This window comes from Acidovorax sp. GW821-FHT10E03 (assembly GCF_059415205.1).
In genome coordinates this window covers 237125-263022 of the sequence record NZ_JBWKMU010000001.1, presented here as the reverse complement: position 1 = coordinate 263022, position 25898 = coordinate 237125, and the positions used below count along the sequence as shown (strand labels likewise).

Annotated in this window: 24 protein-coding genes; 9 read left to right on the top strand and 15 right to left on the bottom strand. The window is 66.1% G+C overall.

Going from position 1 to position 25898, the window contains the following annotated elements:
- Positions 1 to 77: 77 nt before the first annotated feature.
- The 5 genes from AC07OD_RS01240 to AC07OD_RS01220 all read right to left on the bottom strand — a co-directional run bounded on the left by AC07OD_RS01240 (position 78) and on the right by AC07OD_RS01220 (position 5663).
- Positions 78 to 1589, bottom strand: a complete 1512-nt coding sequence (locus tag AC07OD_RS01240; RefSeq protein WP_494594694.1) for a sigma-54 interaction domain-containing protein — start codon at positions 1587 to 1589, stop codon at positions 78 to 80.
- Positions 1590 to 1705: 116 nt separating this feature from the next.
- Positions 1706 to 2383: a DUF2325 domain-containing protein gene (locus AC07OD_RS01235; protein ID WP_494594693.1), complete on the bottom strand. Its 678-nt coding sequence runs from the start codon at positions 2381 to 2383 to the stop codon at positions 1706 to 1708.
- 207 nt (positions 2384 to 2590) lie between these two features.
- A complete protein-coding gene (locus tag AC07OD_RS01230; RefSeq protein ID WP_494594692.1) occupies positions 2591 to 4096 on the bottom strand; it encodes a tripartite tricarboxylate transporter permease in 1506 nt (501 codons plus the stop codon).
- A gap of 12 nt (positions 4097 to 4108) precedes the next feature.
- Complete coding sequence (locus AC07OD_RS01225; protein ID WP_218294050.1) at positions 4109 to 4627, bottom strand: tripartite tricarboxylate transporter TctB family protein; 519 nt, start codon at positions 4625 to 4627, stop codon at positions 4109 to 4111.
- 76 nt (positions 4628 to 4703) lie between these two features.
- Positions 4704 to 5663, bottom strand: a complete 960-nt coding sequence (locus tag AC07OD_RS01220; RefSeq protein WP_218294049.1) for a Bug family tripartite tricarboxylate transporter substrate binding protein — start codon at positions 5661 to 5663, stop codon at positions 4704 to 4706.
- 125 nt (positions 5664 to 5788) lie between these two features.
- Between AC07OD_RS01220 and AC07OD_RS01215 the strand changes: the two genes are divergently transcribed.
- Genes AC07OD_RS01215 through AC07OD_RS01205 form a run of 3 tightly spaced genes read left to right on the top strand, consistent with a single transcriptional unit; the run spans position 5789 to position 8363 of the window.
- Complete coding sequence (locus AC07OD_RS01215; RefSeq protein WP_492246079.1) at positions 5789 to 6475, top strand: response regulator; 687 nt, start codon at positions 5789 to 5791, stop codon at positions 6473 to 6475.
- Entirely contained in the window at positions 6472 to 7941 is a 1470-nt protein-coding gene (locus AC07OD_RS01210; RefSeq protein ID WP_218294047.1) for a sensor histidine kinase, read from the top strand. The genes AC07OD_RS01215 and AC07OD_RS01210 overlap by 4 nt, the downstream gene beginning before the upstream one ends.
- The gene (locus AC07OD_RS01205; RefSeq protein WP_218294046.1) at positions 7938 to 8363 is read left to right on the top strand and encodes an RNA-binding S4 domain-containing protein; all 426 of its coding nucleotides are present in this window, start codon (positions 7938 to 7940) and stop codon (positions 8361 to 8363) included. The genes AC07OD_RS01210 and AC07OD_RS01205 overlap by 4 nt, the downstream gene beginning before the upstream one ends.
- A 127-nt stretch (positions 8364 to 8490) precedes the next feature.
- On the opposite strand, the gene AC07OD_RS01200 is transcribed toward AC07OD_RS01205, so the two are convergent.
- Positions 8491 to 9855, bottom strand: a complete 1365-nt coding sequence (locus tag AC07OD_RS01200) for a heavy metal sensor histidine kinase (protein ID WP_492246080.1) — start codon at positions 9853 to 9855, stop codon at positions 8491 to 8493.
- On the bottom strand, positions 9852 to 10541 hold the full coding sequence (locus tag AC07OD_RS01195; protein WP_369642113.1) for a heavy metal response regulator transcription factor: 690 nt from the start codon (positions 10539 to 10541) through the stop codon (positions 9852 to 9854). Before AC07OD_RS01195 ends, AC07OD_RS01200 begins: the two co-directional genes overlap by 4 nt.
- A gap of 165 nt (positions 10542 to 10706) precedes the next feature.
- Between AC07OD_RS01195 and AC07OD_RS01190 the strand changes: the two genes are divergently transcribed.
- Entirely contained in the window at positions 10707 to 11057 is a 351-nt protein-coding gene (locus AC07OD_RS01190; protein ID WP_492246081.1) for a DUF4148 domain-containing protein, read from the top strand.
- 144 nt (positions 11058 to 11201) lie between these two features.
- On the opposite strand, the gene AC07OD_RS01185 is transcribed toward AC07OD_RS01190, so the two are convergent.
- Both AC07OD_RS01185 and AC07OD_RS01180 read right to left on the bottom strand, forming a co-directional pair.
- The gene (locus tag AC07OD_RS01185) at positions 11202 to 11642 is read right to left on the bottom strand and encodes a DUF6691 family protein (protein ID WP_494594690.1); all 441 of its coding nucleotides are present in this window, start codon (positions 11640 to 11642) and stop codon (positions 11202 to 11204) included.
- A gap of 51 nt (positions 11643 to 11693) precedes the next feature.
- The gene (locus tag AC07OD_RS01180) at positions 11694 to 12128 is read right to left on the bottom strand and encodes a YeeE/YedE family protein (RefSeq protein WP_218294041.1); all 435 of its coding nucleotides are present in this window, start codon (positions 12126 to 12128) and stop codon (positions 11694 to 11696) included.
- Between the two features lie 100 nt (positions 12129 to 12228).
- Here AC07OD_RS01180 and AC07OD_RS01175 point away from each other — a divergent pair, with 100 nt between their 5' ends.
- Entirely contained in the window at positions 12229 to 13089 is an 861-nt protein-coding gene (locus tag AC07OD_RS01175) for an MBL fold metallo-hydrolase (RefSeq protein WP_494594688.1), read from the top strand.
- 401 nt (positions 13090 to 13490) lie between these two features.
- Here the strand turns inward: AC07OD_RS01175 and AC07OD_RS01170 are convergent, their stop codons facing one another.
- A complete protein-coding gene (locus tag AC07OD_RS01170) occupies positions 13491 to 14171 on the bottom strand; it encodes a GntR family transcriptional regulator (protein ID WP_218294039.1) in 681 nt (226 codons plus the stop codon).
- Positions 14172 to 14362: 191 nt separating this feature from the next.
- On the opposite strand from AC07OD_RS01170, the gene AC07OD_RS01165 reads away from it, so the two are divergent.
- Genes AC07OD_RS01165 through AC07OD_RS01155 form a run of 3 tightly spaced genes read left to right on the top strand, consistent with a single transcriptional unit; the run spans position 14363 to position 17003 of the window.
- Positions 14363 to 15241 (top strand): NAD(P)-dependent oxidoreductase, encoded by an 879-nt coding sequence (locus AC07OD_RS01165; protein WP_494594686.1) that lies wholly within the window; start codon positions 14363 to 14365, stop codon positions 15239 to 15241.
- Between the two features lie 52 nt (positions 15242 to 15293).
- Entirely contained in the window at positions 15294 to 16283 is a 990-nt protein-coding gene (locus tag AC07OD_RS01160; RefSeq protein ID WP_494594684.1) for a Bug family tripartite tricarboxylate transporter substrate binding protein, read from the top strand.
- A 45-nt stretch (positions 16284 to 16328) separates the two neighbouring features.
- Positions 16329 to 17003: an RraA family protein gene (locus tag AC07OD_RS01155; protein ID WP_494594682.1), complete on the top strand. Its 675-nt coding sequence runs from the start codon at positions 16329 to 16331 to the stop codon at positions 17001 to 17003.
- Positions 17004 to 17158: 155 nt separating this feature from the next.
- On the opposite strand, the gene AC07OD_RS01150 is transcribed toward AC07OD_RS01155, so the two are convergent.
- From AC07OD_RS01150 to AC07OD_RS01140, 3 genes are all read right to left on the bottom strand, one after another.
- Positions 17159 to 19933 (bottom strand): hybrid sensor histidine kinase/response regulator, encoded by a 2775-nt coding sequence (locus tag AC07OD_RS01150; RefSeq protein WP_494595115.1) that lies wholly within the window; start codon positions 19931 to 19933, stop codon positions 17159 to 17161.
- Between the two features lie 95 nt (positions 19934 to 20028).
- Positions 20029 to 21303, bottom strand: coding sequence for an ABC transporter substrate-binding protein (locus AC07OD_RS01145; RefSeq protein ID WP_494594680.1), 1275 nt, complete (start codon positions 21301 to 21303; stop codon positions 20029 to 20031).
- 146 nt (positions 21304 to 21449) lie between these two features.
- The gene (locus AC07OD_RS01140; RefSeq protein WP_218340745.1) at positions 21450 to 22142 is read right to left on the bottom strand and encodes a response regulator transcription factor; all 693 of its coding nucleotides are present in this window, start codon (positions 22140 to 22142) and stop codon (positions 21450 to 21452) included.
- Positions 22143 to 22269: 127 nt separating this feature from the next.
- Here AC07OD_RS01140 and AC07OD_RS01135 point away from each other — a divergent pair, with 127 nt between their 5' ends.
- Positions 22270 to 23172, top strand: coding sequence for a LysR family transcriptional regulator (locus AC07OD_RS01135; protein WP_218294032.1), 903 nt, complete (start codon positions 22270 to 22272; stop codon positions 23170 to 23172).
- A gap of 28 nt (positions 23173 to 23200) precedes the next feature.
- On the opposite strand, the gene AC07OD_RS01130 is transcribed toward AC07OD_RS01135, so the two are convergent.
- Together AC07OD_RS01130 and AC07OD_RS01125 are read right to left on the bottom strand one after the other, a co-directional pair.
- The gene (locus tag AC07OD_RS01130) at positions 23201 to 24202 is read right to left on the bottom strand and encodes a Bug family tripartite tricarboxylate transporter substrate binding protein (RefSeq protein ID WP_218294031.1); all 1002 of its coding nucleotides are present in this window, start codon (positions 24200 to 24202) and stop codon (positions 23201 to 23203) included.
- A gap of 215 nt (positions 24203 to 24417) precedes the next feature.
- On the bottom strand, positions 24418 to 25875 hold the full coding sequence (locus tag AC07OD_RS01125; protein ID WP_494594678.1) for an aldehyde dehydrogenase family protein: 1458 nt from the start codon (positions 25873 to 25875) through the stop codon (positions 24418 to 24420).
- Positions 25876 to 25898 lie beyond the last annotated feature (23 nt).

Genomic DNA, 25898 nt, shown 5'->3' with positions numbered 1-25898 from the left:
ACCCTGCTGACGCCTGCGGGACATAGTCTGATTTTTGAACAATTCAATTGTAGAAATATCAGACATGTGTCTGATATTTATTCAGGGTTTTCCAGACGTCCATACAGCGTGGCCCGCGAGATGCCCAGTTGCCGTGCGGTGGCGAGCTTGTTGCCGCCATGGGCTTTCAGGGTCGCCGCGATGGCGCGCCGCTCCAGCTCGGCCACCTGCTCGGCCAGCGGACGCAGGTAGCGGCTTTCGTCCTGGGCATCGGCCATGGAAGCCGTGTCCAGCACCGGCGCGGGAGCGGCCGGCTCCACGCCGGCCTCGCGCAGGACACGTTCGAGCTGGGCGGCGTCGATGGACGGCGAGTCGCTGCGCATCACGGCCTGCTCCAGCACGTTGCGCAGTTCGCGGATGTTGCCGCGCCAGGGCTGGCCCGCCAGCAGCGCCATGGCATCGGGCAGCAGCTCGGGCGGGGCCGTGCTGTTGCGCAGCGCCAGGTCTTCACCCAGCGCCTCCACCAGGGCCGGGATGTCGGTGCGCCGCACGCGCAGCGGCGGCACGCGCACGGGCAGCACGTGCAGGCGGTAGAACAGGTCCTCGCGGAACTTGCCCTCGCGCACCAGCGCGGCCAGGTCGCGCGAGGTGGCGGCCAGGATGCGCACGTTGAAGGGCACGAGCTTGTTGGAGCCCAGCGGCTCGATCTCGCCCTCTTGCAGGGCCCGCAGCAGCTTGGCCTGCAGGCTTTGCGGCATGTCGCCGATTTCGTCGAGGAAGAGCGTGCCGCCATCGGCCAGCTTGAACTTGCCGTCGCGCCCCTTGCGGTCGGCACCGGTGTAGGCCCCGGGGGCCACGCCAAAGAACTCGGCCTCCAGCAATGTGTCGGGCACGGCGGCAATGTTGACGCTCACGAACGGGCCGCTGGCGCGGCTCGATGCCGCATGAATGGCGTGGGCCAGCAACTCCTTGCCCGTGCCCGTCTCGCCCAGCAACAACACGGGGCTGCTGGACTGCGCCGCGCGGCGCGCCTGGCGCTTGACCTCGGCCGCCGCAGGGCTGGAGCCAATGAAGCTGGCAAAGGTGTACTTGGCGCGCCGCTCGCCGTCGCCCGCCACGGCCAGGGAGCGGCTGCGCTGGCTGGCCAGCTCGCGCCGCGCGTCGTCCAGGTCCCGCTGCAGCAGCGCGAACTTGCTGATCAGCGGCTGCAGCGTGGTCTCGGGGTGGTCGAACAGCACGATGCCGATGGCGCCGATCACGCGGTCGGTATCGTCGCGCAGCGGGATGCGGCTGACCACGAAGGTGCCGGCCTTGTTGGTGAGCAGGTCGATCAGCACGGGCTGGCCGGTCTCCAGCACGCGGCGCATCTGGGTGTTGGGGATCACCTCTTCCACCGTGCGGCCCACGAACTGGTCGACCGAAGAGAACCCCAGGTCGGGCAGAAAGCGCTGGTAGCCTTCGTTGACCCACACGATCCGCCCGCTGCGGTCCACCAGGAACATGCCCTGGCTGACGCTGGAAAACAGCTGGAACATGGACCGCGCCGCCAGTTCGAGAATGCCCTGGGCATCCAGCGGCAGTGCGGGGGCGTCGTCGGTGAGCAGGGGCATCCGCGGATGGTAGCGCGGCGCGGCCGCTACAGGCGCCACGGGCCCGGCGCAGCGCCTCGACCCCGCGCCGCCAAATACTATCAAATCAATAGCATCTTGCGCTTATTCCTTCAGCGCTAGCGGCCATTTTCATTCAAGATCAACGCCTCCTGCCCGGTGGTGGTGCCGTCCGCAGGGCGCTGCGCGCGCACCATGCGCAGGACCACCATGGGCTGGATGGCGGCCAGCGCCTCTGCCTCTCGCACGGCCAGGGGCTGGTCCACCAGGATGCAAGGCTTGCCCGTGCGGCGGCAGTGGTCCTGCACCCGCCAGTACTCGTCATGGCTGATGCAGCCGGTCTGGCAGATCACCAGGTCGGCCGCGGCCAGGTTGGCGTCGAGCGCCGAGCCCGCGGGCGCCCCGCGCAGGGCGCCGGCCGGGGCATGCACGCGGGCCGCCGCAGCGCCGCTGGCGGGCTCCACGGCACTGGCGGGAACCGCATCGGCCTGTGCCGCAAGCCGCCAGCGCAGGCATTCGCGCGACAAGCTCGCGATGCGCTCGGCGAGCACGCCGATGTGGAGCGCCATGGCCTTGCGGCGGGGCAGGCCGGGGTGCGCGGTCTTCATCCGCTCCAGTTCATCCCGCGCCATCGCCAGGCGCGTGTCCCGCACGATGACCTGGGCGCGCAGCCGCACCACCTGGCGCTGCAGTGCCTCGATCTGCGCGGCCTGGGCGGCCATGGCGGTGCTGCAGCGCTTCTGTGCATCGCCCAGTTGGCGGCAGAGCGCCAGAAACTCCTGCGGAAGTGATTGCATGCACCATCCTTGCAAATAAGAACTATTCGCATTTTATGGTACGATTCACGGCTTGTGAGCACGCAAGTCACCTTGGTGGGGAAGGCAACGGGGGCATGAAACCCTTGTGGTCTGGCTTGCGAAATCCGCCGTCTGCACCAGCCGGTGCCCGCATGAAAAAACCGCGCCATGTGGCGCGGTTTTCTTTTTTGCGAGCCTTTGTGTGTATCAGCGCTCCAGCGCCGCCAGCTTGCGTGCCGCCCAGCGCCGCAGCAGGCGCGGCACGATGAGCACGGACAGCACGATGACGATCAGCGTCAGCGAACCGGGGCGCTCCAGGAAGATCGTCCACTTGCCTTCGCCAATCGACACGGCGTTGCGCATCTGCGCCTCGGCCAGAGGCCCCAGGATCATGCCCACCACCACTGGAGCGGCCGGGAAGTCGAAGCGGCGCATCCCCACGCCCAAGAGGCCGATCGCATACAGCAGCACCAGATCGAACGCGCTCTGGCGCATGCCGTACACGCCCAGCGTGGAGAACACCAGGATGCCCGCGTACAGGTACGACTTGGGAATCTTGAGCAGCTTCACCCACAGGCCCACCAGCGGCAGGTTCAGGATGAGCAGCATCACGTTGCCGATGTACATGGAGGCGATCAGTGCCCACACCAGCGCGCCATTGGTGTCGAACAGCTGCGGGCCGGGCTGGATGCCGTAGTTCTGGAACGCACCCAGCAGGATGGCCGTGGTGTTGGACGTGGGAATGCCCAGCGTGAGCAGCGGGATCAGCGTGGCCGTGATGGCCGCGTTGTTGGCGGCCTCGGGGCCCGCCACGCCTTCGATGGCGCCGGTGGTGCCGAACTCTTCCTTGTGCTTGCTCAGCTTCTTTTCAGCGGCGTAGCTCAGGAAGGTCGGGATCTCGCTGCCGCCCGCGGGCACGGTGCCGAACGGAAAGCCGATGAAGGTGGCGCGGATCCATGCGGGCCACGAACGCCTCCACTCCTCCTTGGTCATGTGCGTGCTGGTCAGGCGGTTCTGGGTTTCGTCGGTCCTGCCTTCGTACATCACGTTGTACAAGGCCTCGCCCACGGCAAACAGGCCCACGGCGATCAGCACCACCTCGATCCCGTCCATCAGCTCGGGCACGCCACCGGTGTAGCGCGCCTGGCCCGAGATCTGGTCGATGCCGATGAGGCCCATGGCCAGGCCGACGAACAGCGCCACCATGCCGCGCAGCGTGCTCTTGCCCAGCACCGCGCTCACGGTGGTGAAGGCCAGCACCATCAGCATGAAGTACTCGGGCGGGCCCAGGCGCACGGCGTATTCAGCCACCAGGGGGGCAAAGAACGTGACCAGCACGGTGGCGATGGTGCCCGCCACGAACGAGCCGATGGCGGCGGTCGCCAGCGCCGCGCCCGCACGGCCGTTCTTGGCCATCTTGTTGCCCTCCATGGCGGTGACCATGGAGCCCGCCTCACCGGGCGTGTTCAGCAGGATGGACGTGGTGGAGCCGCCATACATGGCGCCGTAATAGATGCCCGCGAAGAAGATCATGGAGGCCGTGGCCTCGACCTTCACGGTGATGGGCAGCAGCATGGCCACCGCCACGGCTGGCCCGATGCCGGGCAGCACGCCCACGGCGGTGCCGATCATGCAGCCCACGAAGGCCCACATCAGGTTGATGGGAGTGGCAGCGGTGGCAAAACCCTGCATCAGGAGGTTCAACGTTTCCATGGCGTGCAGGCTTTACAGCCACCCCGTGTTGGTGAGGCCGGGCAGGTTGATGGCCAGCAATTGCGTAAACATCCAGAACACCGGCGCGGCCACGGCCACGCCAATGAGGGAATCCTTGATCCAGGCCCGCAGGCGCAGGTCCAGCTCGCCTTCCGAGCTCTTGAAGCCCCGCACCGACAGCACGAAGCACAGCGCGCAGCTCAGGATGAAGCCCAGCGTCGTGATGAGCAAGGCATTGAGCAGCAGCCCGGCCGACACCCAGATGAAACCCTTCCAGTGGGCGCGCTCGTCGCCCGAGCCCTCTTCCAGCTCACGAAAGCCCCCGGTCAGTGCATGCACCACGCAGAGCACGCCGCAGATCAGCAAGGCGATGCTGACCACCCAGGGAAAGAAATTGGGGCCCACGCCGCCGTAGCCCGCCTCCGAGCTGACCGTGCTGGCACCCCAGGCCAGAAACAGCGCAAGCACCACCAGGCCCGCCCCTATCAGGGTCTGCAAGGGCTTGGAGCGCGATGAATGTTGTTGTGTCATGTTTTTCCTTCACCGGGCGGGCAGCAAGGCCGCGCACCCCGCAGGGGCCGCGCAGCCGAGGCCTAACTTGCTGGCCTCAGATCATCCCCGACTTGGCCATGGTGGCGCGCATGCTGGCGAACTCGGCATCCACGAAGTTGGCGAACTCGTCGCCGGCCATCCATGCGGGGGTCCAGCCGTTCTTCTCCATCGCATCTTGCCAGGCCTTGTGCTTGAAGGTCTTGGACAGGGCCTCGATCAGCGCCTTGCGCTGCTCGGGGGTGATGCCAGGCGCGCCGTACACGCCGCGCCAGTTGCCGATTTCCACGTTGATGCCCTGCTCCTTGAGCGTGGCGACGTTCACGCCCTTCAGGCGCGAGCCCGAGGTGACGCCCACGGCGCGCATCTTGCCCGCGGTGATGTACTCGGCGAACTCGCTGTAGCCGCTGCCGCCGACCGTGACGTTGCCGCCCAGGATGGCGGCGGTGGCCTCACCACCCCCACGGAAGGCCACGTAGTTGATCTTGGCGGGGTCCACGCCCACTTCGCGGGCGATCATCGCTGCCGCGATGTGCTCGGTGGAACCACGCGAGCCACCGCCCCACTTCACGCTGCCAGGATCCTTCTTGAGCTGGTCCACCACGTCCTTCATGGACTTGAAAGGCGAATTGGCGGGCAGCACGAACACGTTGTATTCGCTGGTCAGGCGCGCGAGCGGGGTCACCTTGTCCAGGCCCACGGGCGGCTTGCCCGTGATGATGCCGCCCAGCATCACGGCGCCCATCACCATCAGGGCGTTCGGGTCGCCCTTGCTGGCGTTGACGAACTGGGCCAGGCCGATGGCGCCAGCGGCGCCGCCCTTGTTGTCATAAGACACCGACGACGCGACGCCTGCATCCTGCATGGCCTTGCCCAGCGCACGGCCCGTGGTGTCCCAGCCACCGCCAGGGTTGGCGGGAATCATCATCTTGATGGCGTGGGCGCTCTGGGCCGATACCGGCAGCACGCCGGCGGCGGCCATGGCAGCCAGTGATTTCAGAAACATATCGCGACGCATGGTGTCTCCTTGTAAGGTTTGCGAACCGTTCGATGATGCGCGCGCTGCCTGTCAAACGGCTGTCCTGCGACTCAGGGAAAACACCCATACGGCGCATGCGATGAGACGATGCTATGGTGCCGCGCATGCAATTGCTCCTCGTTGAAGACGACCCCACCATGCAGGCGACCCTGCACCGTGCACTGACCCGGCGCGGCATGGAGGTGACTGCGGTGGGCGACGGCAAATCCGCCCTGAGCCAGTGGGCGTCCCGCCAGCCCGACGCCGTCATTCTGGACCTTACCCTGCCCGGGCTCGACGGCCTGCAGGTGCTGCAGCAGGCGCGCGCCCGCGGCCTGCGAACGCCGGTGCTGATCCTCACCGCCCGAGGCACCGTGGGCGACCGGGTGATGGGGCTGAACGCAGGGGCGGACGATTACCTGCCCAAGCCCTTCGACCTGGACGAACTCGAGGCCCGGCTGCGTGCCCTGGTGCGCCGCAGCGCGGACCCCCTACCCGGCATGCAGCTGGCTCCCAGCACCGTGCAGATCGGTGCCATCCGCTATGACAAGAACAGCGGCGCGCTGTATCTCCAGGGCGAGGTGATGGAGCTGACGCCGCGCGAGCTGGCGCTCATGCACGCCCTGCTTGCCCAGCCAGGCCACGCCGTCACCAAGGAGCGGCTGTACGAGCTGGTGTTCCCCGGCCAGCTGGACGTGCAGTACGAGGCCATCGAGGTCGTGGTGTACCGCCTGCGCAAGAAACTGGCGGGCACCGGCCTGACCCTCATGACGCTGCGCGGGCTGGGCTACCTGCTGCGGACCGACGCATGACCGCAGCCCCCGCCGGCGGGCACCGCCACCCTTCGCTGCGCAGGCGCCTGCTGCTGGGCATCCTGCTGCCGGTGGCGCTGTTCATCGGCTTCAATACCTTCAGCCTGTACCAGCAGACGCTGGCATCGCTGCACACCGCCTACGACCGCACGCTGCTGGCGTCCGCCAAGACCATCAGCGAACAGCTCGACGTGAAAGGCTTTGACGACGCGGCCGAATTGCGCGCCACCGTGCCCTACTCGGCCCTGGAAGCCTTTGAGGCCGACAACCAGAGCCAGATGTTCTACCGCGTCTCCAACCTGCATGGCGAACTGGTCTCGGGATTTGCCGAACTGCCTGTCTGGCGTGGAAAGATCCCGGACCGCCCGCCCTACGCCGCGCTGGTGGACTTCTACGACGACCGCTTTCGCGACCGCGACGTGCGCGTGGCCGTGCTGCTGCAGCCCGTGGCCAGCTCCGAAGGCCGGGCCATGGCCGTGATCCAGGTGGCAGAGACGCTCGAAGTGCGTGAAACGCTGGCCCTGCAGATCCTGCGCAACACGTTGCTGCGCCAGGCCCTGCTGATTGCCGTGATCGCCCTCACCGTGGTGCTGGTGGTGCAGCGGGCCATCCATCCCGTGCGGCAGCTGAGCCTGCAGCTGCAGGACCGCCGGGAGGGCGACCTGAGCCCCATCGCCGCCCCCTCCACGCCGCGCGAACTGCAGCCGCTGATCGACGCCACCAACGAAGTGATGCAGCGCCTGCGCCACCTGCTGCGCCACCAGAAGCGCTTCGTGCGCGATGCCTCCCACCAGCTGCGCACCCCCCTGGCCGTGCTGAAGACCCAGGTGCAATCGGCCCTGCGGGGCGACGTGGAGCCCCGGCAGGCCCTGCACGAGATCAGCGATACGGTGGACCGCGCCACCCAGCTGGCCAACCAGATGCTGGCGCTGGCGAAGGTGGAGCAACTGCGCCAGCAGAGCGCACCGCCCACCACGCGGCTGGACGATGTGCTGCGCACCGTGGCGCTGGAGATATCACCACTGATCGCGCAGCGCGACCTGGACTTCGGCATACAGACCGTGCCCGCGCGGGTCCAGGCCCACGAGTGGATGCTGCGCGAACTGAGCCGCAACCTGCTGCACAACGCCGTGCGCCATGCGCCGCAGGGCAGCGAGCTGACGGTGGACCTGCGCACCGACAGCCACCATGTGGCGCTGACCCTCAGCGACCAGGGCCCCGGCATCGACGGCGAGCTGGCGGCCCGCCTCTTCCAGCCGTTCTCGGCGGGCGATGTGCGCGCCGGCAGCGGCCTGGGCCTGGCGATCTGCCGCGAGATCGTGGAGGCCATCGGGGGCAGCATCTCGCTGACCAACCGCGTGGTGGGCCACCGGGTGGCGGGCCTGGATGCCGTTGTACGCCTGCCACTGGCCGCGCCATCGGCTGACAGTGCAAACCACGCACACGCGTCACAATCCTCCGCATGAACACCTCGGAGACAATGCGGCTGGACAAGTGGCTCTGGTGCGCCCGCTTCTACAAGACGCGCAGCCTGGCCACCGAAGAGATCGGCAAGGGCCGCGTGACGGTCAACGGCCAGCTGGCCAAGCCTGCACGCGACCTGCGCTGCGGCGATACCGTGGCCTTGCGCCAGGGCCCCCTCGCCCGCACGGTTCTGGTGCGGGGCCTGAGCGGCGCGCGCGGACCCGCCCCCATTGCGCAGCAACTGTACGAGGAAACGGCGGACAGCATCACGGCGCGTGAACAGGCTGCCGAACAACGGCGGCTGGCCCCCGAGCCCGCCGCCACGCTGCAGGAGGGCCGACCCACCAAGCGCGACCGGCGCGATATCGAGCGCGTGGGCGCGCGCAGCTGGGGAGACCGCTGGAGCGCGTCGATCGACGAATAGTCCGTCCCCGAAACACCCGGCCAGGCTCCGTGTCGCCAGCCCTGGCTTGAAACACGCCAGGAACAGAAGGGTCCGCCCCCGGGGACTCAGCCCCTTTCGGCCCCGCGCGGACAGGATCGCCCCGTGCCTAGCTGGCAGGCAGCTCCAGGCCGATGGCCGTCACCCCGCCAGACGATGTGGCCACCGTCCGCCCGCCATGCATGCGGGCTATGGCGTCCGTGATGGCCAGGCCCAGGCCATGGTTCCTCTGGGCGTGGGCCCGCGAGGGATCCGCTCGGAAGAATCGGTCGAACAGCCGCGCCAGCACCTCGGGCGCCACGGTCTCCCCCTCGTTGACGACCATCACTCCGCCCCCGCCTCCCGGCAGGGGAGCGATGCGCACCTGCACCGCCGTACCCTGGCGGGCGTGGCGCACCGCATTGCCGATGAGATTGGACAGCGCTCGGTGCAGCAGCGGGACATCGAACTGCCCCGCCGCATCGCCCGAGATGTGCAATGCCAGCCCCGCGTCCGCCAAGGCGGCCTCGTGAAATTCCGCCACCTGCGCCACCACCCGGGCGAGGCTGGGGGTGGGCTCGCGGCGGGCGCCCGCGCCCCGGTCGGCCTGGGAAAGAAAAAGCATGTCGTTGACGATGCCCGTGAGGCGCTGCAATTCCTCCAGGTTGGAGGCCAGCACCTCGCCCAGCTCTCCCGCATTGCCCGCGCCGCCGCCAAGCAGCCCGCGCAACGCCAGCTCGTTGCTGGCCTGCAATGTCGCCAATGGCGTGCGCAGTTCATGGGCCACATCCGCGTTGAATCCCTCCACCTGGACGTAGGCCTTTTCCAGCCGGCCGAGCAGGCCGTTGAACTGCTCGACGAGCGGCTGCAACTCGGCGGGCTGCCCTTCCGTGCCGAGGCGCTGGTGCAGCGTGTCGGGCGAAAGCGCCCGCACCTGCGCCGAGAGGGCGCGCACGGGCGACAACCCCAGGTGGACCAGCGTGAAGCCGCCCAGCGACACCACCACCGCGCCCGCCAGCGCAGCGACCCACAGCGTGACGGCCATGCGGCGCAACAACTGCTCATCGGCCTGGATGTCCAGCGCCAGCCATACCCGCAGCACGCGGCCGGGCGCCTCTGGGCGCTGGGCCGCCACCTCGAAGCTGCGCTCGCGCCAGGCCAGCAGCGGCGGATCGCCCCGCGCAACACGGGGGTAGAGCACCTCCCCCTCCCCAGTCGATACCCGCAGCCGGAAGTTGTCGTGCCCGGCCAGGAAATCATCCAGCAGATGGACGTCGTTCCAGGGCTGCGGCATGGGGTGCATTCCCCCGCCCGACAAAAGATGCCGCACCACGGCTTCCTTCTGCTCCAGCTGGCTGTCCTGCCGTTCGCGAAATCCCGCCGCCGTGACCAGATACACCAGCAGGCACACAGCGCCCAGGCCCGCCAGGCTCTGCGCGGCAAGCCACCAGGACAGCCGCCGGCGCAGCGACCCGGGTGCACGCGTGCCCGTCATGCGCCGCGCGCTTCCATCACATACCCCATGCCACGGATGGTGTGCAGCAGGGGTTCGGGAAAGGGCACGTCCATCTTGCTGCGCAGCCGCCGGATGGCGACCTCGACCACATTGGTCTCGCTATCGAAGTTCATGTCCCATACCTGGGCGGCGATCTCGGTGCGCGAGAGCACTTCCCCCTGGCGGCGCAGGAAGAGCGTGAGCAACAGAAACTCCTTGGCCGTCAGGTCCAGGCGCTGGCCCGCGCGCGTGGCCTTGCGCCGCAACAGATCCACTTCCAGGTTCGCCAGTTGCAGCACCGTGGCGCACGCCGATCCTGGTTGCGCCACCCGGCTCCGCCGCACGATGACCTCGATGCGCGCCATGAGTTCGGAGAAAGCAAACGGCTTGACCAGATAGTCATCGGCGCCCGACTGCAGGCCCAGCACGCGGTCCTCCACCTTGGTACGGGCCGTGAGCATGAGCACAGGGGTCTGGCGGGTCTTGCGCAGCGCGGCAAGCAGGCTCAATCCGTCGATGCCGGGCAGCATCACGTCAAGTACCAGCAGCGCGTAGTCGCCCTCCAGGGCCATGTGCAGGCCATCGACCCCGTTGTGCGCCACGTCCACCACATATCCGGCCTCCGTGAGCCCCTTGCGCAGGTAGTGCGCAAGCTTGACTTCGTCTTCGATGAGCAGAACTTTCATGCCCGGATTGTCAAAGAACATGGCGGGGGCCGCGATTACAAATTCGTCAGGCAGCGGTGGGCACCCTGTCGGCATGGCGTTTTTACAGTATCCCCATGCACTGGCAAGCACCTGCGGCCAGGGCATGCAACCCCGGATCACTCCCCCTGAAAGGAAACACCCTCCATGTCCCGCAAAACCATCCTCAACGCACGCACCGCCTTGTTCGCGCCATTGGCAGCGCTCGCCATGGCGATGCCTGCCGTCGCCACCGCCTCATCCCTGTATCACCCGGCGGGCGGCGAGGTGGGCTACACCACGCACCCGGACCACCTGCAAGGGGGAAAGCAGCGCAGCGACGTCCTGCGGGACATCGAAGCCGCCCGCAAGGACGGCAGCCTCGCCCTGCTCGCGCGCGGCTATGCCCTGCCGCAAAGGAATACCGGCACGCCCAAGACACGCGAACAGGTGCAGCGGGAATTCCTGGAGATGCCCGCCGCGGAGAAGCAGCGCCTGCAGGAAATGCACGGGGGCTGATGCCCCCCACGGATGCAGCCCCGCCAGCAAGGGCCCGGGCCAGCACCCCACCCGCAGTCACCGGTCCCTCCGGTCTGTGAAAGCGCCGCCTCGACCCAGCCACCATTTCTGCAAGCGTGGATCGTGCGGGCCCGTCCGCATCAATCAACCAGCACGGGTGGCGCGCAAGGCCCGGCGGCGCTCGATCCATTCGAAACCGGCCATGCCCGCCAGCATGGCCCCCACAAACGCCATGGCCTTGGGCTCCCCGGCCCCGACCGACACGATGGCGGGCCCCGGACAGAACCCCGCCATCCCCCACCCCACGCCAAATAGCAGGCTGCCAGCCACCAGGCGCCTGTCGATGCCGCGCGATGCAGGCAAGTGCATGGCCCCGCCCAGGAAGGCCCTGGTGCGCCGGCGTGCCACGGCGAATGCGAGGGCACTCACCGCAACGGCCCCGCCCATCACAAAGGCCAGTGAGGGATCCCACAGTCCCGTCACATCCAGAAACCCCACGACCTTGCCCGGGTCGGTCATGCCCGAAACCACAAGGCCCAGGCCAAAGACCAGGCCGACGGCGAATTCAGCGATACGGTGGCGCATGGGCCGCTCCCAGAAAATTGAAAATGTTGACCCCAGCCATCCGCAACGCCGTCAGGACAGAACGTGCCGGATGACAAAAACACTGGCAAAACCCGTCCCCATGAAGGCCAGCGTGGCCACCAGTGATCTTGGCGACAGGCGCGCCAGGCCACACACGCCATGGCCGCTGGTGCAGCCCCCGCCGTAGCGGGTGCCAAGGCCCACCAGCAGGCCGGCCAGCACCACCATTGCCCAACTGGCATCGATCCGGGGGCCCTGGCTGGCGCCCACCACACCGCGGTAGAGCGCGGGCGCGGCCAGCAGGCCCAGCACCAAGGCAATACGCCACGCAATATCTCCGCTGCGCGGCCGCAGCAGCCCTCCGACAATGCCGCTGATGCCCAAGACCCGACCATTGAGCAGCACGAAGCCCGCGGCCGCGAGCCCCAGAAGAATGCCCCCGGCCAAGGCAGACCAGGGGGTGAAATGGTTCCAGTCGATCTGCATGCGCGGTACTCCTTGGGCGTAAAGGGAATCGGGTGGATTGTAAAACAATATATTTTTATACAAACTATAATTTTCTTTATTGATTTCGACGGGTACCCCCATGCAACCACAGGTCCACGCGTTCTTCGACCCCTCCACCCACACCGTGACCTATGTGGTGTTCGATCATCCCGGAGGCCACTGCGCCATCCTTGATTCCGTCCTTGACTATGACCCCAAATCGGGCCGCACCAGCACCGCGGCGGCGAGCGAGGTGATGGCCTTCGTGACGGCGCAGCAACTCACGGTCCAGTGGATTCTGGAAACCCATGCCCATGCAGACCACCTGTCGGCCGCGCACCACCTGCGGGAAGCGCTGGGCGGCAAGATCGCCATCGGCGCCGCCATCACCAAGGTGCAAAACACCTTCAAAGGCATCTTCAACCTGGAGCCCGGTTTCCGGGCCGATGGCAGCCAATTCGATCATCTGTTCGCCGACGGGGAGGCATTCGCCATTGGCACCCTGCAGGCCCGGGCCCTGTCGGTACCGGGCCACACACCCGCCTGCATGGCCTTCCAGGTAGGCAACGCGGTATTCGTCGGCGACACCTTGTTCATGCCCGACGTGGGCACGGCACGGTGCGACTTCCCGGGCGGCGACGCACACATGCTGTACCAGTCGGTGCGCAAGCTGCTGGGCCTGCCGCCCGAAACCCGGCTGTTCATGTGCCACGACTACCCGCCCGCAGGCCGCGAGCCCGCGTGGGAAACCACCGTCGCCGAGCAGCGGGAGCGAAACATCCACGTCCACGACGGCATCACCGAGGCTGGCTTCGTGGCCATGCGCACCCGCCGCGACGCGACACTGGACATGCCCGTGCTGATCCTGCCGGCAGTACAGATCAACATCCGCGCGGGGGAGGCTCCACCAGCTGAAGGCAACGGGATCTCCTACCTCAAGATTCCGCTCAATGCGCTGTGACGCCACGCCCGACTGACGCGGCCTTGTCCGACACCGCGGGAATGGCGTTCGTTTTACGATGCCCTCGTCGCTATCCTCTGGCGACACCCTCCCCTCTTGCCTTGAGCAAGTTCAAGCCCGCTTCGTGCGGGCTTTTTTTCGAACGTCCTTGCGCCCAGGCTCCCGGCGCGCGCCCGCTGATAGATCAAGCGGCGCTGGTCCTACAGGCGAAGGGATGGCGTCCGGAGCACCATGAAGCTGCCGGTGTGTCAGGCATCGGTAGATGAAGCGTTTGGGCCCGCCTCGTGCGGGCCCCTTTTTAAGCCAGCTACTTCCTCGCCGTGCCACCCGGGGCGGCCCCTCGAAACAGCCCATTTCCCCATACAGACTCCGCACCTTCTTTCGAGCCCAATACGGGTAACTTATCGAGAGGAAGATGGAGGGGTTGCGCCGTCCTGCCGGTACTCGACCCGGTGTTTCATGAACCGGTGGTAGGACATGCGCAGATGCAGCTGCATGACCTGCCGGGCCAGCTCACCATCCCTGGCGCGCACGGCAATCGCCAGATCGCGGTGGTGGTGGAGGCTTTGCACCAGTTCTTCGGGCGTGTAGATGTAGAACGAGCGCTTGATGATCGGCATGTCGATCATGGTCGCCAGCATGGTCTTGAGGCGCGGCGAGCCCGACGCCTCGATCAGCGCGTGGTGGAAATCCCGGTTGGCGGACTGCACCTCGGCGATGCCATCGTGGCCAGCGGCAATGCCGGCCTCCATGCGCTGGTTGCTGGCCTCCAGCTCATCGGCCAACCCCTCGCCGCCGCGCGTGGCCGCGAGGAACGAGGCATACGGCTCCAGCAGCATGCGCAACTGGAAGGTTTCCTCCACATCCCAGTCGCTCCACTCCGACACCCGGATGCCCTGGCCCGCGCCATCGGTCGCTAGGCCGTCTTCCACCAGGCGGTGCAGCGCATTGCGCACTGGTGTGCGGCTCAGCCCCAGGTCGCGGGCGATGGGCTCTTCCTTGAGCTGCTCACCCGGGCGGTAGTGCCCGCCGATGAGCCGCTGCCGCAGAACCTCGTACGCCTTGTCTTTCACGTTTTGCACTGTTTTTGCACCAGGGTGGATGGGATGGAGTGCGCTCATTCTAGGTGAGCCGTGCAGTCAATGCCGCCTCTGGAGGCGACTTCAGAAAAATACAAAATAAGTGCAAATTTACCTTGATCTACGGGAAACCCCTATGAAATATTCTAGTCACACTCAATAATATGGCATAAATGTTTTAAATTTGTACTTTCATGAAAATCGCAATCCTGGGTGGTGGAATGGTCGGCGCCTGCTACATGCAGGCCTTCCTGGAGCAGGGGCACAGCCTGGCGGGCCTGTGCGACCTGCAGCCAGGCGCAGCGGTGGCTGCCGCCGTGCAGGCCGCCGGTGCGCAGGTGCATACCGCGCCCGGAGCCTGGCTGGCCGGAGCCGACGTGGTGGTGAGCGCCGTGTTCGGCACCGTGGCGCGCAGCCTGTTCGAGGCCTGTCTGCCCCATCTGCAGGATGGGGCGCTGTATGTGGACATGACCACGGCCGACCCCGGCGAGATGCGCGAATGCGGCGAGCTGGCCCAACGCGGCGCACACGGCACGGCGGTCCACTTCGTGGACGTGGCCATCACAGGGGCCGTCAACCTGGGCGGCAAGAAGACGCCGCTGCTCGTGGCCGGCGGCCAGGCCGGTTTTGTACAGGAATTGTTCTCGCCCTTCGGTGGATCGGTCCGCGTGGTGGGCGATCAGCCGGGCGATGCCGCCTCGCTCAAGCTCTTGCGCAGCATCTACACCAAGGGAGTCGAGGCGCTCGCGGTGGAATGCCTGGTCACTGCCCAGCAGATGGGCCTGCGCGAGCAGTTGTATGCCGTGCTGCAGGATATCGACGAGACACCGCTGCGCACGCTGATGGAATCCATGGTGCGCACGCACATCCCGCACGCGGCGCGCCGCCGCAACGAGGTGGCCGAGGCGCGGCAGCAGATGGCCCGCCACGGCCTGGCGCCGGTCGTCTCGACCGCCGTCGAATCGTTGTTTGCCGCCACCGCACAGGCCCATGCGGCACAGCCTTTCACCGGCACCTCCACCGACGAAGCCATCGCCTGGCTGGGCCGCCACGTGCTCGCCAGCCACCCTTGATCAGCGCGCACCCCGCGCCCACCGACCGACATCACTACAGGAGACATTCGCAATGACCTTGACTCGACGCACCCTGGCCCTCGGCGGCCTGCTGGCCGTGGCGGCCGCCACGGCAACCATCGCCCCGGCCCATGCCCAGGGCAACTACCCGCAACGGCCCATCAAGTTCATCGTGCCCTTCCCGGCGGGCGGCGGCACCGACACCCTGACCCGGCTGGTCGGCACCAAGCTGACCGATGCCTACGGCTGGGCCATCGTGGTGGAGAACAAGCCCGGCGCCGGCGGCAACCTGGCGCTGGACCAGACGGCCAAGGCCCCCACCGACGGGCTGACCCTGGTGATGGCGCAGACCGACAACGTGGTGCTCAACCCGCTGCTGTACACCAAGCTCACCTACAACCCCGACAAGGACCTGCGCGCCGTGGCCCTGGTGGCCGCCGGCCCGGCCGTGCTGGTGGTGAACGCCGACTCGCCCTACAAGACCCTGGACGACATCATCCAGGCCGCGAAGAAGGACCCCGGGCGCCTGAGCTTTGCCACGCCGGGCACCGGCACCATCTCGCACATCATCAGCGAGGCCTGGCAGAAAAGCTCCAACGTGAAGTTCACGCACGTGCCGTTTCGCGGCATGGCCCAGGCCATGCCCGACCTGCTGGGCGGGCGCATCGACATGTACATGGGCTCCATCCCCACGCTGCTCTCGCACATCCAGTCGGGCAAGGTACGCGCCATCGGCGTGACCACCGCGCGCCGCTCCAAGCTGCTGCCCGACGTGCCCACCTACACCGAGTCCGGCATCAAGGGCGTGGAGCTGGCCAGCGTGTGGGGCGTGATGGCCCCGGCCGGCACGCCGGACGCCATCGTCAGGCAGCTCAACGAGGCCATCAACAAGGTGGTGAACGCACCCGATACCGCCAAGAAGATCGCGGACTCCGGCGCCGAGCTCATCACCGGCACGCCCGACGACATGGCCAGGCTCTATGCCAGCGACCGCGCGCGCCTGGCGCCCATCGTCAAGAGCTCGGGCACCACGCTCGACTGATCACTCCACCCATCACTTTTCCACCATCCCAGTGAGAACCACACCATGATCGGCTGCCAAATCTTGAAGCGCCAACGCGCCGTGAGCCTGGAACTGGCCCGGCAATTCCTCGACGTGCCCGTGGCCAACGTCAGCGACTGCATGTCGCGCATGGCGGCCGGCGGACCACGCCTGCGCCCCATGCACGACGGTACCGCCATGGCCGGCCCGGCCCTCACCATCAAGACCCGCCCTGGCGACAACCTGCTGATCCACAAGGCCTTGAAAATCGCGCAACCCGGCGACGTGATCGTGGTGGACGCGGGGGGCGACCTCACCAACGCACTCATCGGCGAGATCATGGTGGGCGAAGCCAAGCTCAAGGGCTTTGCGGGCATCGTCATCAACGGCGCCATCCGCGACAGCGCCGTGCTGCGAAAGGACAGCTTCCCCGTGTTCGCCGCCGGCGTCACGCACCGCGGCCCCTACAAGGATGGCCCCGGCGAGATCAACGTGCCCATCGCCATCGACGGCATGGTCATCGAACCCGGCGACCTGGTCATCGGCGACGACGATGGCCTGCTCTGCGTGCCCTACGGCCAGGCCGAGCAGTTGCTGGCCGCTGCGCACAAGAAGCAGGAGATCGAGGCCGTGATGGTGGCGGAGATTGCGCACGGCACCCAGGACAACGCCTGGATAGATGCTGCGCTCAAGCGGGCCAATTGCGCGACGGAAGAATAGGTCGGGCGTGTTTGCCCCATCCATGGCTCAGCAGCGCCCGGCAGACGGATTGCGCGCTGAGCATACCCAGGATGCCACCGCGCATTCCTTCCGGTTGCATGGCCGGGGCAGCCCACCGGTCAATCCTGGCGGGATTGAATTCGATGCCGGAGCATTCACCAGCGCGAGGGGCTGGCCGGGTGGGGCTCCGCATCGTGCGATGCAACGGCGTCGCGCATTTCCTTCAGACCACGTTCCGCGCATGAGCGCAGCTCCTGCAGCGGGATGGCAAAGGAGTGTTCGCCTGCAGCTTCCAGCGAGGCCAACGAATGCAGCGTCTGAGCCAGTTCACCAAGTCGATTGAGGCCAAAGCTCCCTGCCGTGCCCGCAAGATCGTGCGCTTCCTTGTGCAGCCGAGCCCGGTCGTTGTCCGTGGCGGCCTGCTCCAGGCGCCGCAGACGCTGGGTGCAGTCCTGTGCGAATTTCGCCGTCAAGGCGCTGAGCTCTGCGGGGGACAAGCCTGCGCGCATTTCCTCCAACGCGGCGGGATCAAAGTCCACGCCATATCTTTCCCTGGCCTGCAATGCAATCGTGGCAGGAACATGGCGCGCCCTGGCTTGCATGTCGCCCGGCAGAATCCAGCGGTGGAGCGTGTCCCAGAGATTGCTTTCCAGGACAGGCTTGATGAGATGGTCGTTCATGCCCGCCTGGCGGGACCGCTCGATGTCCCGGGCCGTGGCGTTGGCCGTCATGGCCACGATGGGCAGCGCAGCGAATCTCGGCTGTGCGCGCAGCTCGCGCGTGGCCGTAAGCCCGTCCATGATGGGCATCTGCATATCCATCAGCACAGCGGCGTAGGTGCCATCGGGGGCGGACTGCAGTTTGTCCAGTGCGGCCGCCCCGTCCTCGGCCAGGTCAACACGCATGCCCCCGGCTTCCAGCAGGCCGCGCGCCACAAGACGATTGAGTTCGTTGTCCTCCACGACCAGCACGCGCAGGCCGCTCAGTCCTGCGATATCGGGCGCTGCCTGAAGGATGTGCGCGGTGTGTTCCCCGGAGGCCGGCGTGGTCCTCTGAACCAGCGCGGTAAACCAGAAGGTGCTGCCGACCCCCGGCGTGCTCGCCACCCCCACGGCGCCGCCCATCAAGTCGGCCAGGCGGCGGGAGATCGCCAGCCCCAAGCCCGTGCCGCCGAAGCGGCGGGTGATGGAGGCATCGGCCTGGTGAAACGCCTGGAACAGCCCGGCCTCCTGGTCGGGCGAGAGGCCGATCCCCGTGTCCCGCACGGCGCAGCGCAGCAACAGGCCTTGGCTGTGTTCGTTCGCCAGCTGCAGGTGGATGGAGACAGTACCCCGTTCCGTAAACTTGATGGCATTGTTGACATAGTTGATGAGGATCTGCCCCATCCGGTGCGAATCGCCAAACACTGCCGTGGGCACGTCGCTGTCCACGTCAATCTGCAGCTCGAGCCCCTTTCCATCGGCCTTGTCGATGAACATGCCAGCGACATCACCAACCATCTGGCGCGGCTGAAAAAGCGCATGCTCCAGAACCATGTGGCCACCGTCGATCTTCGAGAAATCAAGAATGTCGTCGACGATGCCCAGCAGATGCCGGCCAGCCCGCTGCATCTTCTCGATCCGCTCGCGCTGCGGGCTGTCCAGCCGGTCTTTGAGCGCAAGCTGGGTCAATCCCAGGATGGCGTTCAGCGGCGTGCGGATCTCGTGGCTCATCATCGCCAGGAACTCGGCCCTTTCTTCCGCCGTGCGTTCGGCCTCCTCCTTGGCTTTCGATAGCGCATGGGCCTGCAACTGGGCCTGCGTCACATCCAGCCATACACCGTTGAACAAGGCGCCTCCGTCGGGGGTTCGCCGCGCTGTCGCCAGCGTCTCGAGCCAGACGGTCTGGCCACCCCGCTCCATTTGCACCGCGAAGTGAACCGGCTCCAATGTGCCCAGGCTGCTCATGAACCGGTCGCGCGCCGTATCACCCGCGTTTCCATACTCAACGCCGATCCACCCCTCGTCCCCCAGCAGTTCCTTTGCGGTGCGGCTGTGCAGATCCTCCGCCTTGTCGCTCACATACAGATAGCGGCGGGTGCCATCCGGCTGCACATGGAGCTGAAACACCGCGCCGGGAATCGCGCTGGTCAGGTCAACGAGTTGCTCCGACAGGCGCCTCGCCTCGGCGCTGGCGGCGACTTCGATGGCCAGGCGGTCTGCGCGTTGCATGCCGTCCTTGAAAACCTGCATCGCCTTCGCCATGGTGCCCACCTCGTCCCGGCGGTCGGTGCCCAGCACCGGGGTGTCGTATTGGCGCAAGGTGAGCTGATGCATGCCTTGCGTCAGACGCGCGATGGGTCTTGATATCTGATGAACCCCCACCCACCCGGAAAGCGCCATCACGGACAGCAGGCCCAGGCCCACGCCGAGCAACGTAGTCGCCACCGTGGTGCGCGTCGCTTCGCCCAGTTGCTGGCTCGCTTGCTGGAAGCCCGCGACAGATCTGCTGCGCAGCTGCGCCATGTCCCGCTGCAGGGACCGCAGCACCGGCTCGAACTCATCGTGGATGATCTGCAAGGCGCGGTCGCCGCGCCAGCGGGCGGCGGATTCAACGATGCGGTTGGCCTGTGCAAAGGACACGTCGGCCTGCTGGCCGATGGCCTGCAGGGCAGCTGCTTCATCCGGCATCAGCGACAGCACCGAAGCAACCTTGGCGTTGAACCCCCCATGCAACCGCTTGAGCGATTCGAGCTCCGCCAGCATCGTTGCTTCCTCCTGCGCGGTCAGGACGGCATACACGATGCGGTTGGATTCCGACAGCAATAGCGCAGCATCGCTCAGCTCCAGGGCACCTTGTGCCTCCTTTGCGATGAGGTGCGTGTATCGCTGGTCGATGCTGCGCATCTGGGTGGTGGCGTAAACCGTGATCGCCACGGAAATCAGGCCCATCAAGGCGACCAGGAAAACGATCTTTGCCGCCAGGCGCCAATGTGAAATGTGTCTTGCGAGGAACATGGTCAGAGGTACGGTGGATGGGCGACGGCTTATCGGCTGGCCTGTGCGATGGCGCCGCGAAGGGCTTTGACTGCGTCGGGCGTGTTCAACTCCCCCTTGAAGTGCCGGGACACGACCTCGTAGATGGCGGTCTTGACCGCCGGAGGGTTGGCGTTGCCCATTGCGATGGAGCCCATCATCGCCCGGCGCATGTTGGCGTTGCGCATGTCGGTGATGTTGCGGCGCCCGCAGCTGTTGAAGCGCTGGTTGGACACATCCACCCGCGCCGGCGCGGCACCAGTTCGCAGGTTCACGTCTTCCTGGAGCGCCGGGCCCATGACGACCGTGGCGAACGCGGCCTGGGCGGGTTGCCGGCCTTGAGGCTGGCGCAGAAAGACGAACTGATCGCTATTGAACAGGTAGACCCCCTGGGTATCGGGAAACCTCCAGCAGACGTATTCCCGCCCGGGCGCCAGGCCCATTGCCGTGAATTCGCCGTCCACCCAGGAGCCCTGCACCTGCAAGAGGGCTTCCCCCCGGCTGACCAATGTCGTTGCCTCGTCCCAGCGCCGTGTCGGAAAACGGGGCCCCAGGTAGCCCGCCAGCTGTTTCATGCGGTCAAAGATCAGCGTCAGCCGGGCCTCATCGAGCACGCCGGGGTCCAGGTCGATGAATGCTTTGCGGTAGAACTGCGCGCCCCCGACCCCCACGGCCACGGACTCGAACAGCAACGTATGCTCCCACGCTTCGTGGCCAATGGCCAGTGGCAACACGCCGCTGGCCTTGGCCTTGTCCAGCAGGGCAATGAGATCCGCCCAACCGTCTGGCGCCTGCGCTGCCCCAAGCTGCTGTGCCAGCGCCTTGTTGACCCACAGCCAGTTGGTGGAATGGGCGTTGAAAGGGGTCGCCACCCATGAACCGTTCCATTTGGACAAGCGTTGAATGTCCATGGGAACGACCTCGTCCCATTCTTCGCGCATTGCAATGTCGTCCAGGTTCTCCAGCAAGCCCTTGCGGGCCCAGGCATGGATTTCAAATCCGATCATCTGCGCGACCGTGGGAGCTTCGGGGCCCAGCCGGCGCTTGGCGAGCGCTTCGGTATAGCGGGCCGTCCCACTGCCGGCAGACGAGTGCTCGGCCCATCCCACGCCATTCAGCAGGGCATGGTCACGAACCGCATTCATGCTGGCACGCTCTCCGCCCGCGACCCACCAGTGCATGACCTTGACACCCCCTTGCGGTGCCTTCGGCGTTGCGCCCCATCCGGGCAGGGCGATGGCCGCGAGCCACAAGGCAAGGCAATGAAGCGAAAAGCGATGGGACATGGTCAGAGGGGAAGAAAAACGAGAGACCGCGGGAGGATGGGAGACCGTGGACATGCCGCCTATGGCGCAGGCAGGTGCAACCGGAAGACCAAGGCTGCGCCTGCGAATCTACGGGCCTGCAAGGCTGCAGCCACCCCAGCCCATCATCACCCGGATTGGTGAATCTTGTCGAGCCGGTAGCCGATCCCGTAGACGGCGGAAAGTGCATAGCCGCTGTCCGGGGTCAGGAGCAATTGGGTCCGAAGCCGTGAGGCGTGTGTGTCAAGCGTGCGGGTGTGGACATCCCTGGCGTCTGCCCATACCTTCTCGCGCAGATGGTCCCGCGACATCAAGCGCCCGAGGTTCTGAAAGAGGCACAACGCGAGTTCGTATTCCTTGTTCTTCAGCTCGATGCTTTTGCCGTCGAGCACGACCGTCCGCGTGCTGGGTTCAAACCGGTACCGACCGAAGTCCAGCACATCCGCCATGACGGTCGGGTGCGCCCTGCGTAGCAACGCTTGAATACGCGCCAGCAACTCACCCATGCGGACGGGCTTGGTCATGAAGTCATCGCCGCCAGAGGTCAGCCCCTCGATGACATCCTGCTCGCCGTTGCGCCGGGTGAGGAACAGGATCGGCATCGCATCGGGCCTGACCTTGCGGACGGCCTGGGCAACCTCCGGCCCGTCCATATCCGGCAGGTGCCAGTCCAGTATCAAGAGGTCAAACGTCTGATGGCGCAAATCCTTGAGGAGGGATTCGCTTGTCATGTACGCATGGCACACGTGCCCCGCACCTTGGGTCGCGGCGCGAAGGACATCTTGCAGAAGGGCATCGTCTTCTAGAACGGCGATACGCATGGCACCTGGAGCATTGAAACAATGGCCCAAGCTTACTGTGTTTGCCCTGACGGGGCATTGCCACCCGAACCAAGGACTCCTGAGGTAGCCTCAGGGGCAGAGTCCACTGAATTCGACAAAGGGCCACATGGCGAAAGTAAATATCCTGCATCTCCAGACGCTGTGCCAGATTGCACAGCTAGGCAGTTTCCAGGCCACTGCGGACCACATGTACACCACCCAGCCCACGGTTTCCGCGCGCATGCGGGAGCTGGAGGGAAGGCTGGGCTTTCCGGTGTTTCACAAGCGTGGCCGCAGGATGGACCTGACGACGCAAGGGCGGGAGCTGGTTCAGCAGATCAAGCCCCTCCTGGCCGCCATCGATGATGTCATTCATACGCTCGACGATGCCTCCCATGCCTCGGGGCTCATACGCCTGGGCATTGCCGGCCTGATCGGCCAGACCTGGTTTTCGCAGTTCATTACCGCTGCGCGGGCGGCCATGCCGCAACTGAATTTTGAGGTGGAGGTCGGGCAGACCTCGCTGAGCGTCAACAAGCTGGAGACGGGCCACCTGGACCTGGTGTTCATGGCCACGCCTTCCCTGACCTCCGACCGCTTTCATGTGGAGCCCATAGGCTCTGTCGACGTGATGCTGGTGGGCTCGCCGGCCCTTGTGGGGCGCGAGGGTGACCAATCCGCGACCCACTGGCTGGAACTGATGCGCTCGCAGCCCGTGTGGTCGCTGTCCAAAGAATCGCCCATGCATCCGATCCTGGCGAAACTCGTCAAGGAGAACAGCCTCCGCATCAAGATCGATATCTGCGGCGATGTATTGACACTGAAGGAGCTGCTCCGCTGCGGCACGGGCATCGGCTTGATGACCTATCCCCTGATTGAATCGGAATTGAAAAGCGGCGAACTCATTGCGCTGAAAGGCGCACCGGCTTTTCCCCGCATTTCCTTCAATGCCGCGTGGGGCATGGACCAGAGCCAGACCGTCATCCGCAAGCTGGTGGCCTTGGCCAGGACCATCTCCACGTTCCAATGAGACTGGGAGGCCGGGAGAGCCTTTGCCTCTACTCCGGTTTCACGCCCGCTTCGCTCAAGAGCTTTTGCCAGCGCGCCACTTCCTCGGCCAGCAGCTTCTCGGCGCCTTCCGTGCTGCGCTGCGCGGCGCTGGGGACCGCCAGGCCCATTTGCCTGTAACGCTCCAGCAGGTCCGCTTGGGCCAGCGTCTTGTTGATGGCCTCGTTGAGCGTATTGACCGTCGCCATGGGAACGCCCTTCTTGACCAGCAGCATGTTCCAGATGGTGTAGTTCAAATTCTTGTAGGAGGTCTCGCTGGCCGAGGGAACGTTCGGCAGCACGCCCACGCGCTGCGCGCTCAGCACGACCAGCCCCTTGATCTTGCCCGATGCAATCGAGCCGACCGCCGTGCTGCTGCTTTCCACGGTGTAGTCGATCTGCCCGGCCATCACATCGGACGTCGCCTGGGCCGCGCCACGATAGTGAACGGGCGGCACGTTGATGCCCAGGCCTGCGTTGAGCAGCACGCCCCCCAGGAAGGCGCCCGAGCCGACGCCCGCATCGCCGAAGTTCATTTTCGCGCCATGCGTCTTGGCATAGGCGGCGAACTCATCCAGGTTCGACGCCGGGAAATCGGCGCGCACCGAAAGCACCTGCGGAGCATCACCCACGGAGGCGAGCGGGGTGAAGTCCTTGAGAACGTCGTAAGGCAGATTTTTGTAGACCGAGGCATTCGCAGCCAGCGTTCCGACATTGCCCAGAAGGAGGGTGTAGCCATCGGCCGCGGCCCTGGCCACACGCGACTGGCCTATCGATCCCCCGGCACCGGGAACGTTCTCCACGACGATCGGCTGTTTCAGTTCCTGAGACAGGCCTTTGGCCAGCATTCTGGCCAAGACGTCTGTCGCCCCCCCTGCGGTATATGGAACGATCAAGCTGATGGGCCGCTCTGGATAAGGCCCGGCCTGCGCCCCCAGGCTCAACGCCAGCCCCAGGGGGCCCAGCACGACACGCACGATCTTCGAGATGCTGAAAGTCTTCTTCGTATTCATGGTTTGTCTCCAAAAAAATCAAGCAACGGTCGGTTTCATCTTTTGCCGCCAGCCGCCCCACGACAAAAGGCGGCCTCCTCGGAAGGCGGTGGCCACACGCGGTGGGCCAGCGTGGCTGGCCACTCTTCGAACGGCAAGCAAAGGCCATTGCGCTCAGCAAGGGCGCATGCAGGCTGGTGAAATTCGCGGCGTCCGCTGCGGGGCGCCGAGCCATCTCAGGCCGGGGTGTTCAGCGAAAACGTCACGACCTTTTCGTCGGTCATGTCGCGGATCGCATACTTCGGACCTTCGAAGCCGTAGCCGCTGTCCTTGACGCCGCCATAAGGCATGCCGTCATTGCGCGAGCTGGAGGTTTCGTTCACATGCAAGCCGCCCACGCGCAGATGGCGGGCCATGTAGAAAGCGGTGTTCACGTCATTGGTGAAGACGCCGGCGGCCAGGCCGTAGGGCGTGGCGTTGATGCTGTCGATGACCTCGGACACCGTCTGGAACGGCATCAGGGTGACGACCGGCGCGAAGATTTCCTGGTCCACCACCTTCATCCCGGGTCGCACGTCGGCCAGGATCGTCGGCTCCAGCACGGACCCTTCTCGCTGGCCGCCCGTGACCAGCCGTGCGCCCTGGGCCACCGCCTCGTGCACCCAGGCCTGCGCGCGCATGGCCTCTTTCTCGGCAATCATCGGCCCCACATCGGTCCCGGCCTGCCGCGGATCGCCGCTCTTGAGAGCGCGCGTGGCCTGTTCCAGCCGGACCGCGACTTCCTCGACCCGGGATTGCGCCACATACAGGCGCTGGATCGACGTGCACACCTGGCCCGCCTTGCGGAACGTGGCACGCAGAATGCGCGGCAAGGCCATGTCGAGATCGGCGTCGTCACAGATCACCGTGCAGGCGATGCTGCCCAGTTCGAGCTGCGTGCGCCGGCTGCCCGCCTTTTGCTGGATGATGCGGCCGACCCGCGTGCTGCCGGTGAAGGTGTAGAAGTCGATGCCCTGCTCGTCCAGCAGCCATTCCCCCGCCTCCGCGCCTTCTCCATGGACCAGGGAAATGAGTTCGGCGGGCCAGCCGGCCTCCAGCAGAACGTCGCAGATCAGGCTGGCAGTCAACGGGGTGTAGCCAGAAGGTTTCAGGATGACCGCATTGCCCGCGGCAATGGCCGGAGCGATTTTGTGCAGCAAGGCGTTGAACGGCGCATTGAAAGGCGTGATGGCGCACACGACGCCCACCGGCGTGCGCAGGGTAAAGGCAATGCGATCTTTCTGGCCGGGGTTGCCATCCATGGGGATCATCTCGCCGCAGATGCGCTTGGCCTCCTCGGCCGAGATTTCCAGCGTATCCAGGCCGCGGTCGATTTCACCGGACGATTCTGCCGCGGTGAACCCCGCCTCCAGCACCATGATGTCGATGAAGCGCTGTCTGCGGGCCTGGATGATCTCCGCCGCCTTGCGCAGGATGCGTGAACGCTTGTAGCCGTCCGGCGCCTGCTTCACATGGCGGCGCGCCACGGCCACGGCCTGCCGGATGTGCTCCCGGGAGGTCTGGTCCACCTGGGCGATCGTCTCGCCCGAGTAGCGGTCGCGCACGGCGAAGCTGGCGCCGCTGCCCACGCGTTGCCCCGCGATCAGGCTCAGCGTCGAAACGGATTCGAGAACTTGGGGAAGGGATGCTGACATTGCGTTGTCTCCAGTCATAGATG

What these genes read in the sequence shown, in the direction of transcription:
- AC07OD_RS01240 (WP_494594694.1), bottom strand. Translation starts at nt 1,589, where the DNA reads ATGCCCCTGCTCACCGACGACGCCCCCGCACTGCCGCTGGATGCCCAG.
- AC07OD_RS01235 (WP_494594693.1), bottom strand. Translation starts at nt 2,383, where the DNA reads ATGCAATCACTTCCGCAGGAGTTTCTGGCGCTCTGCCGCCAACTGGGC.
- AC07OD_RS01230 (WP_494594692.1), bottom strand. Translation starts at nt 4,096, where the DNA reads ATGGAAACGTTGAACCTCCTGATGCAGGGTTTTGCCACCGCTGCCACT.
- AC07OD_RS01225 (WP_218294050.1), bottom strand. Translation starts at nt 4,627, where the DNA reads ATGACACAACAACATTCATCGCGCTCCAAGCCCTTGCAGACCCTGATA.
- AC07OD_RS01220 (WP_218294049.1), bottom strand. Translation starts at nt 5,663, where the DNA reads ATGCGTCGCGATATGTTTCTGAAATCACTGGCTGCCATGGCCGCCGCC.
- AC07OD_RS01215 (WP_492246079.1), top strand. Translation starts at nt 5,789, where the DNA reads ATGCAATTGCTCCTCGTTGAAGACGACCCCACCATGCAGGCGACCCTG.
- AC07OD_RS01210 (WP_218294047.1), top strand. Translation starts at nt 6,472, where the DNA reads ATGACCGCAGCCCCCGCCGGCGGGCACCGCCACCCTTCGCTGCGCAGG.
- AC07OD_RS01205 (WP_218294046.1), top strand. Translation starts at nt 7,938, where the DNA reads ATGAACACCTCGGAGACAATGCGGCTGGACAAGTGGCTCTGGTGCGCC.
- AC07OD_RS01200 (WP_492246080.1), bottom strand. Translation starts at nt 9,855, where the DNA reads ATGACGGGCACGCGTGCACCCGGGTCGCTGCGCCGGCGGCTGTCCTGG.
- AC07OD_RS01195 (WP_369642113.1), bottom strand. Translation starts at nt 10,541, where the DNA reads ATGAAAGTTCTGCTCATCGAAGACGAAGTCAAGCTTGCGCACTACCTG.
- AC07OD_RS01190 (WP_492246081.1), top strand. Translation starts at nt 10,707, where the DNA reads ATGTCCCGCAAAACCATCCTCAACGCACGCACCGCCTTGTTCGCGCCA.
- AC07OD_RS01185 (WP_494594690.1), bottom strand. Translation starts at nt 11,642, where the DNA reads ATGCGCCACCGTATCGCTGAATTCGCCGTCGGCCTGGTCTTTGGCCTG.
- AC07OD_RS01180 (WP_218294041.1), bottom strand. Translation starts at nt 12,128, where the DNA reads ATGCAGATCGACTGGAACCATTTCACCCCCTGGTCTGCCTTGGCCGGG.
- AC07OD_RS01175 (WP_494594688.1), top strand. Translation starts at nt 12,229, where the DNA reads ATGCAACCACAGGTCCACGCGTTCTTCGACCCCTCCACCCACACCGTG.
- AC07OD_RS01165 (WP_494594686.1), top strand. Translation starts at nt 14,363, where the DNA reads ATGAAAATCGCAATCCTGGGTGGTGGAATGGTCGGCGCCTGCTACATG.
- AC07OD_RS01160 (WP_494594684.1), top strand. Translation starts at nt 15,294, where the DNA reads ATGACCTTGACTCGACGCACCCTGGCCCTCGGCGGCCTGCTGGCCGTG.
- AC07OD_RS01155 (WP_494594682.1), top strand. Translation starts at nt 16,329, where the DNA reads ATGATCGGCTGCCAAATCTTGAAGCGCCAACGCGCCGTGAGCCTGGAA.
- AC07OD_RS01150 (WP_494595115.1), bottom strand. Translation starts at nt 19,933, where the DNA reads ATGGGCCTGATTTCCGTGGCGATCACGGTTTACGCCACCACCCAGATG.
- AC07OD_RS01145 (WP_494594680.1), bottom strand. Translation starts at nt 21,303, where the DNA reads ATGTCCCATCGCTTTTCGCTTCATTGCCTTGCCTTGTGGCTCGCGGCC.
- AC07OD_RS01140 (WP_218340745.1), bottom strand. Translation starts at nt 22,142, where the DNA reads ATGCGTATCGCCGTTCTAGAAGACGATGCCCTTCTGCAAGATGTCCTT.
- AC07OD_RS01135 (WP_218294032.1), top strand. Translation starts at nt 22,270, where the DNA reads ATGGCGAAAGTAAATATCCTGCATCTCCAGACGCTGTGCCAGATTGCA.
- AC07OD_RS01130 (WP_218294031.1), bottom strand. Translation starts at nt 24,202, where the DNA reads ATGAATACGAAGAAGACTTTCAGCATCTCGAAGATCGTGCGTGTCGTG.
- AC07OD_RS01125 (WP_494594678.1), bottom strand. Translation starts at nt 25,875, where the DNA reads ATGTCAGCATCCCTTCCCCAAGTTCTCGAATCCGTTTCGACGCTGAGC.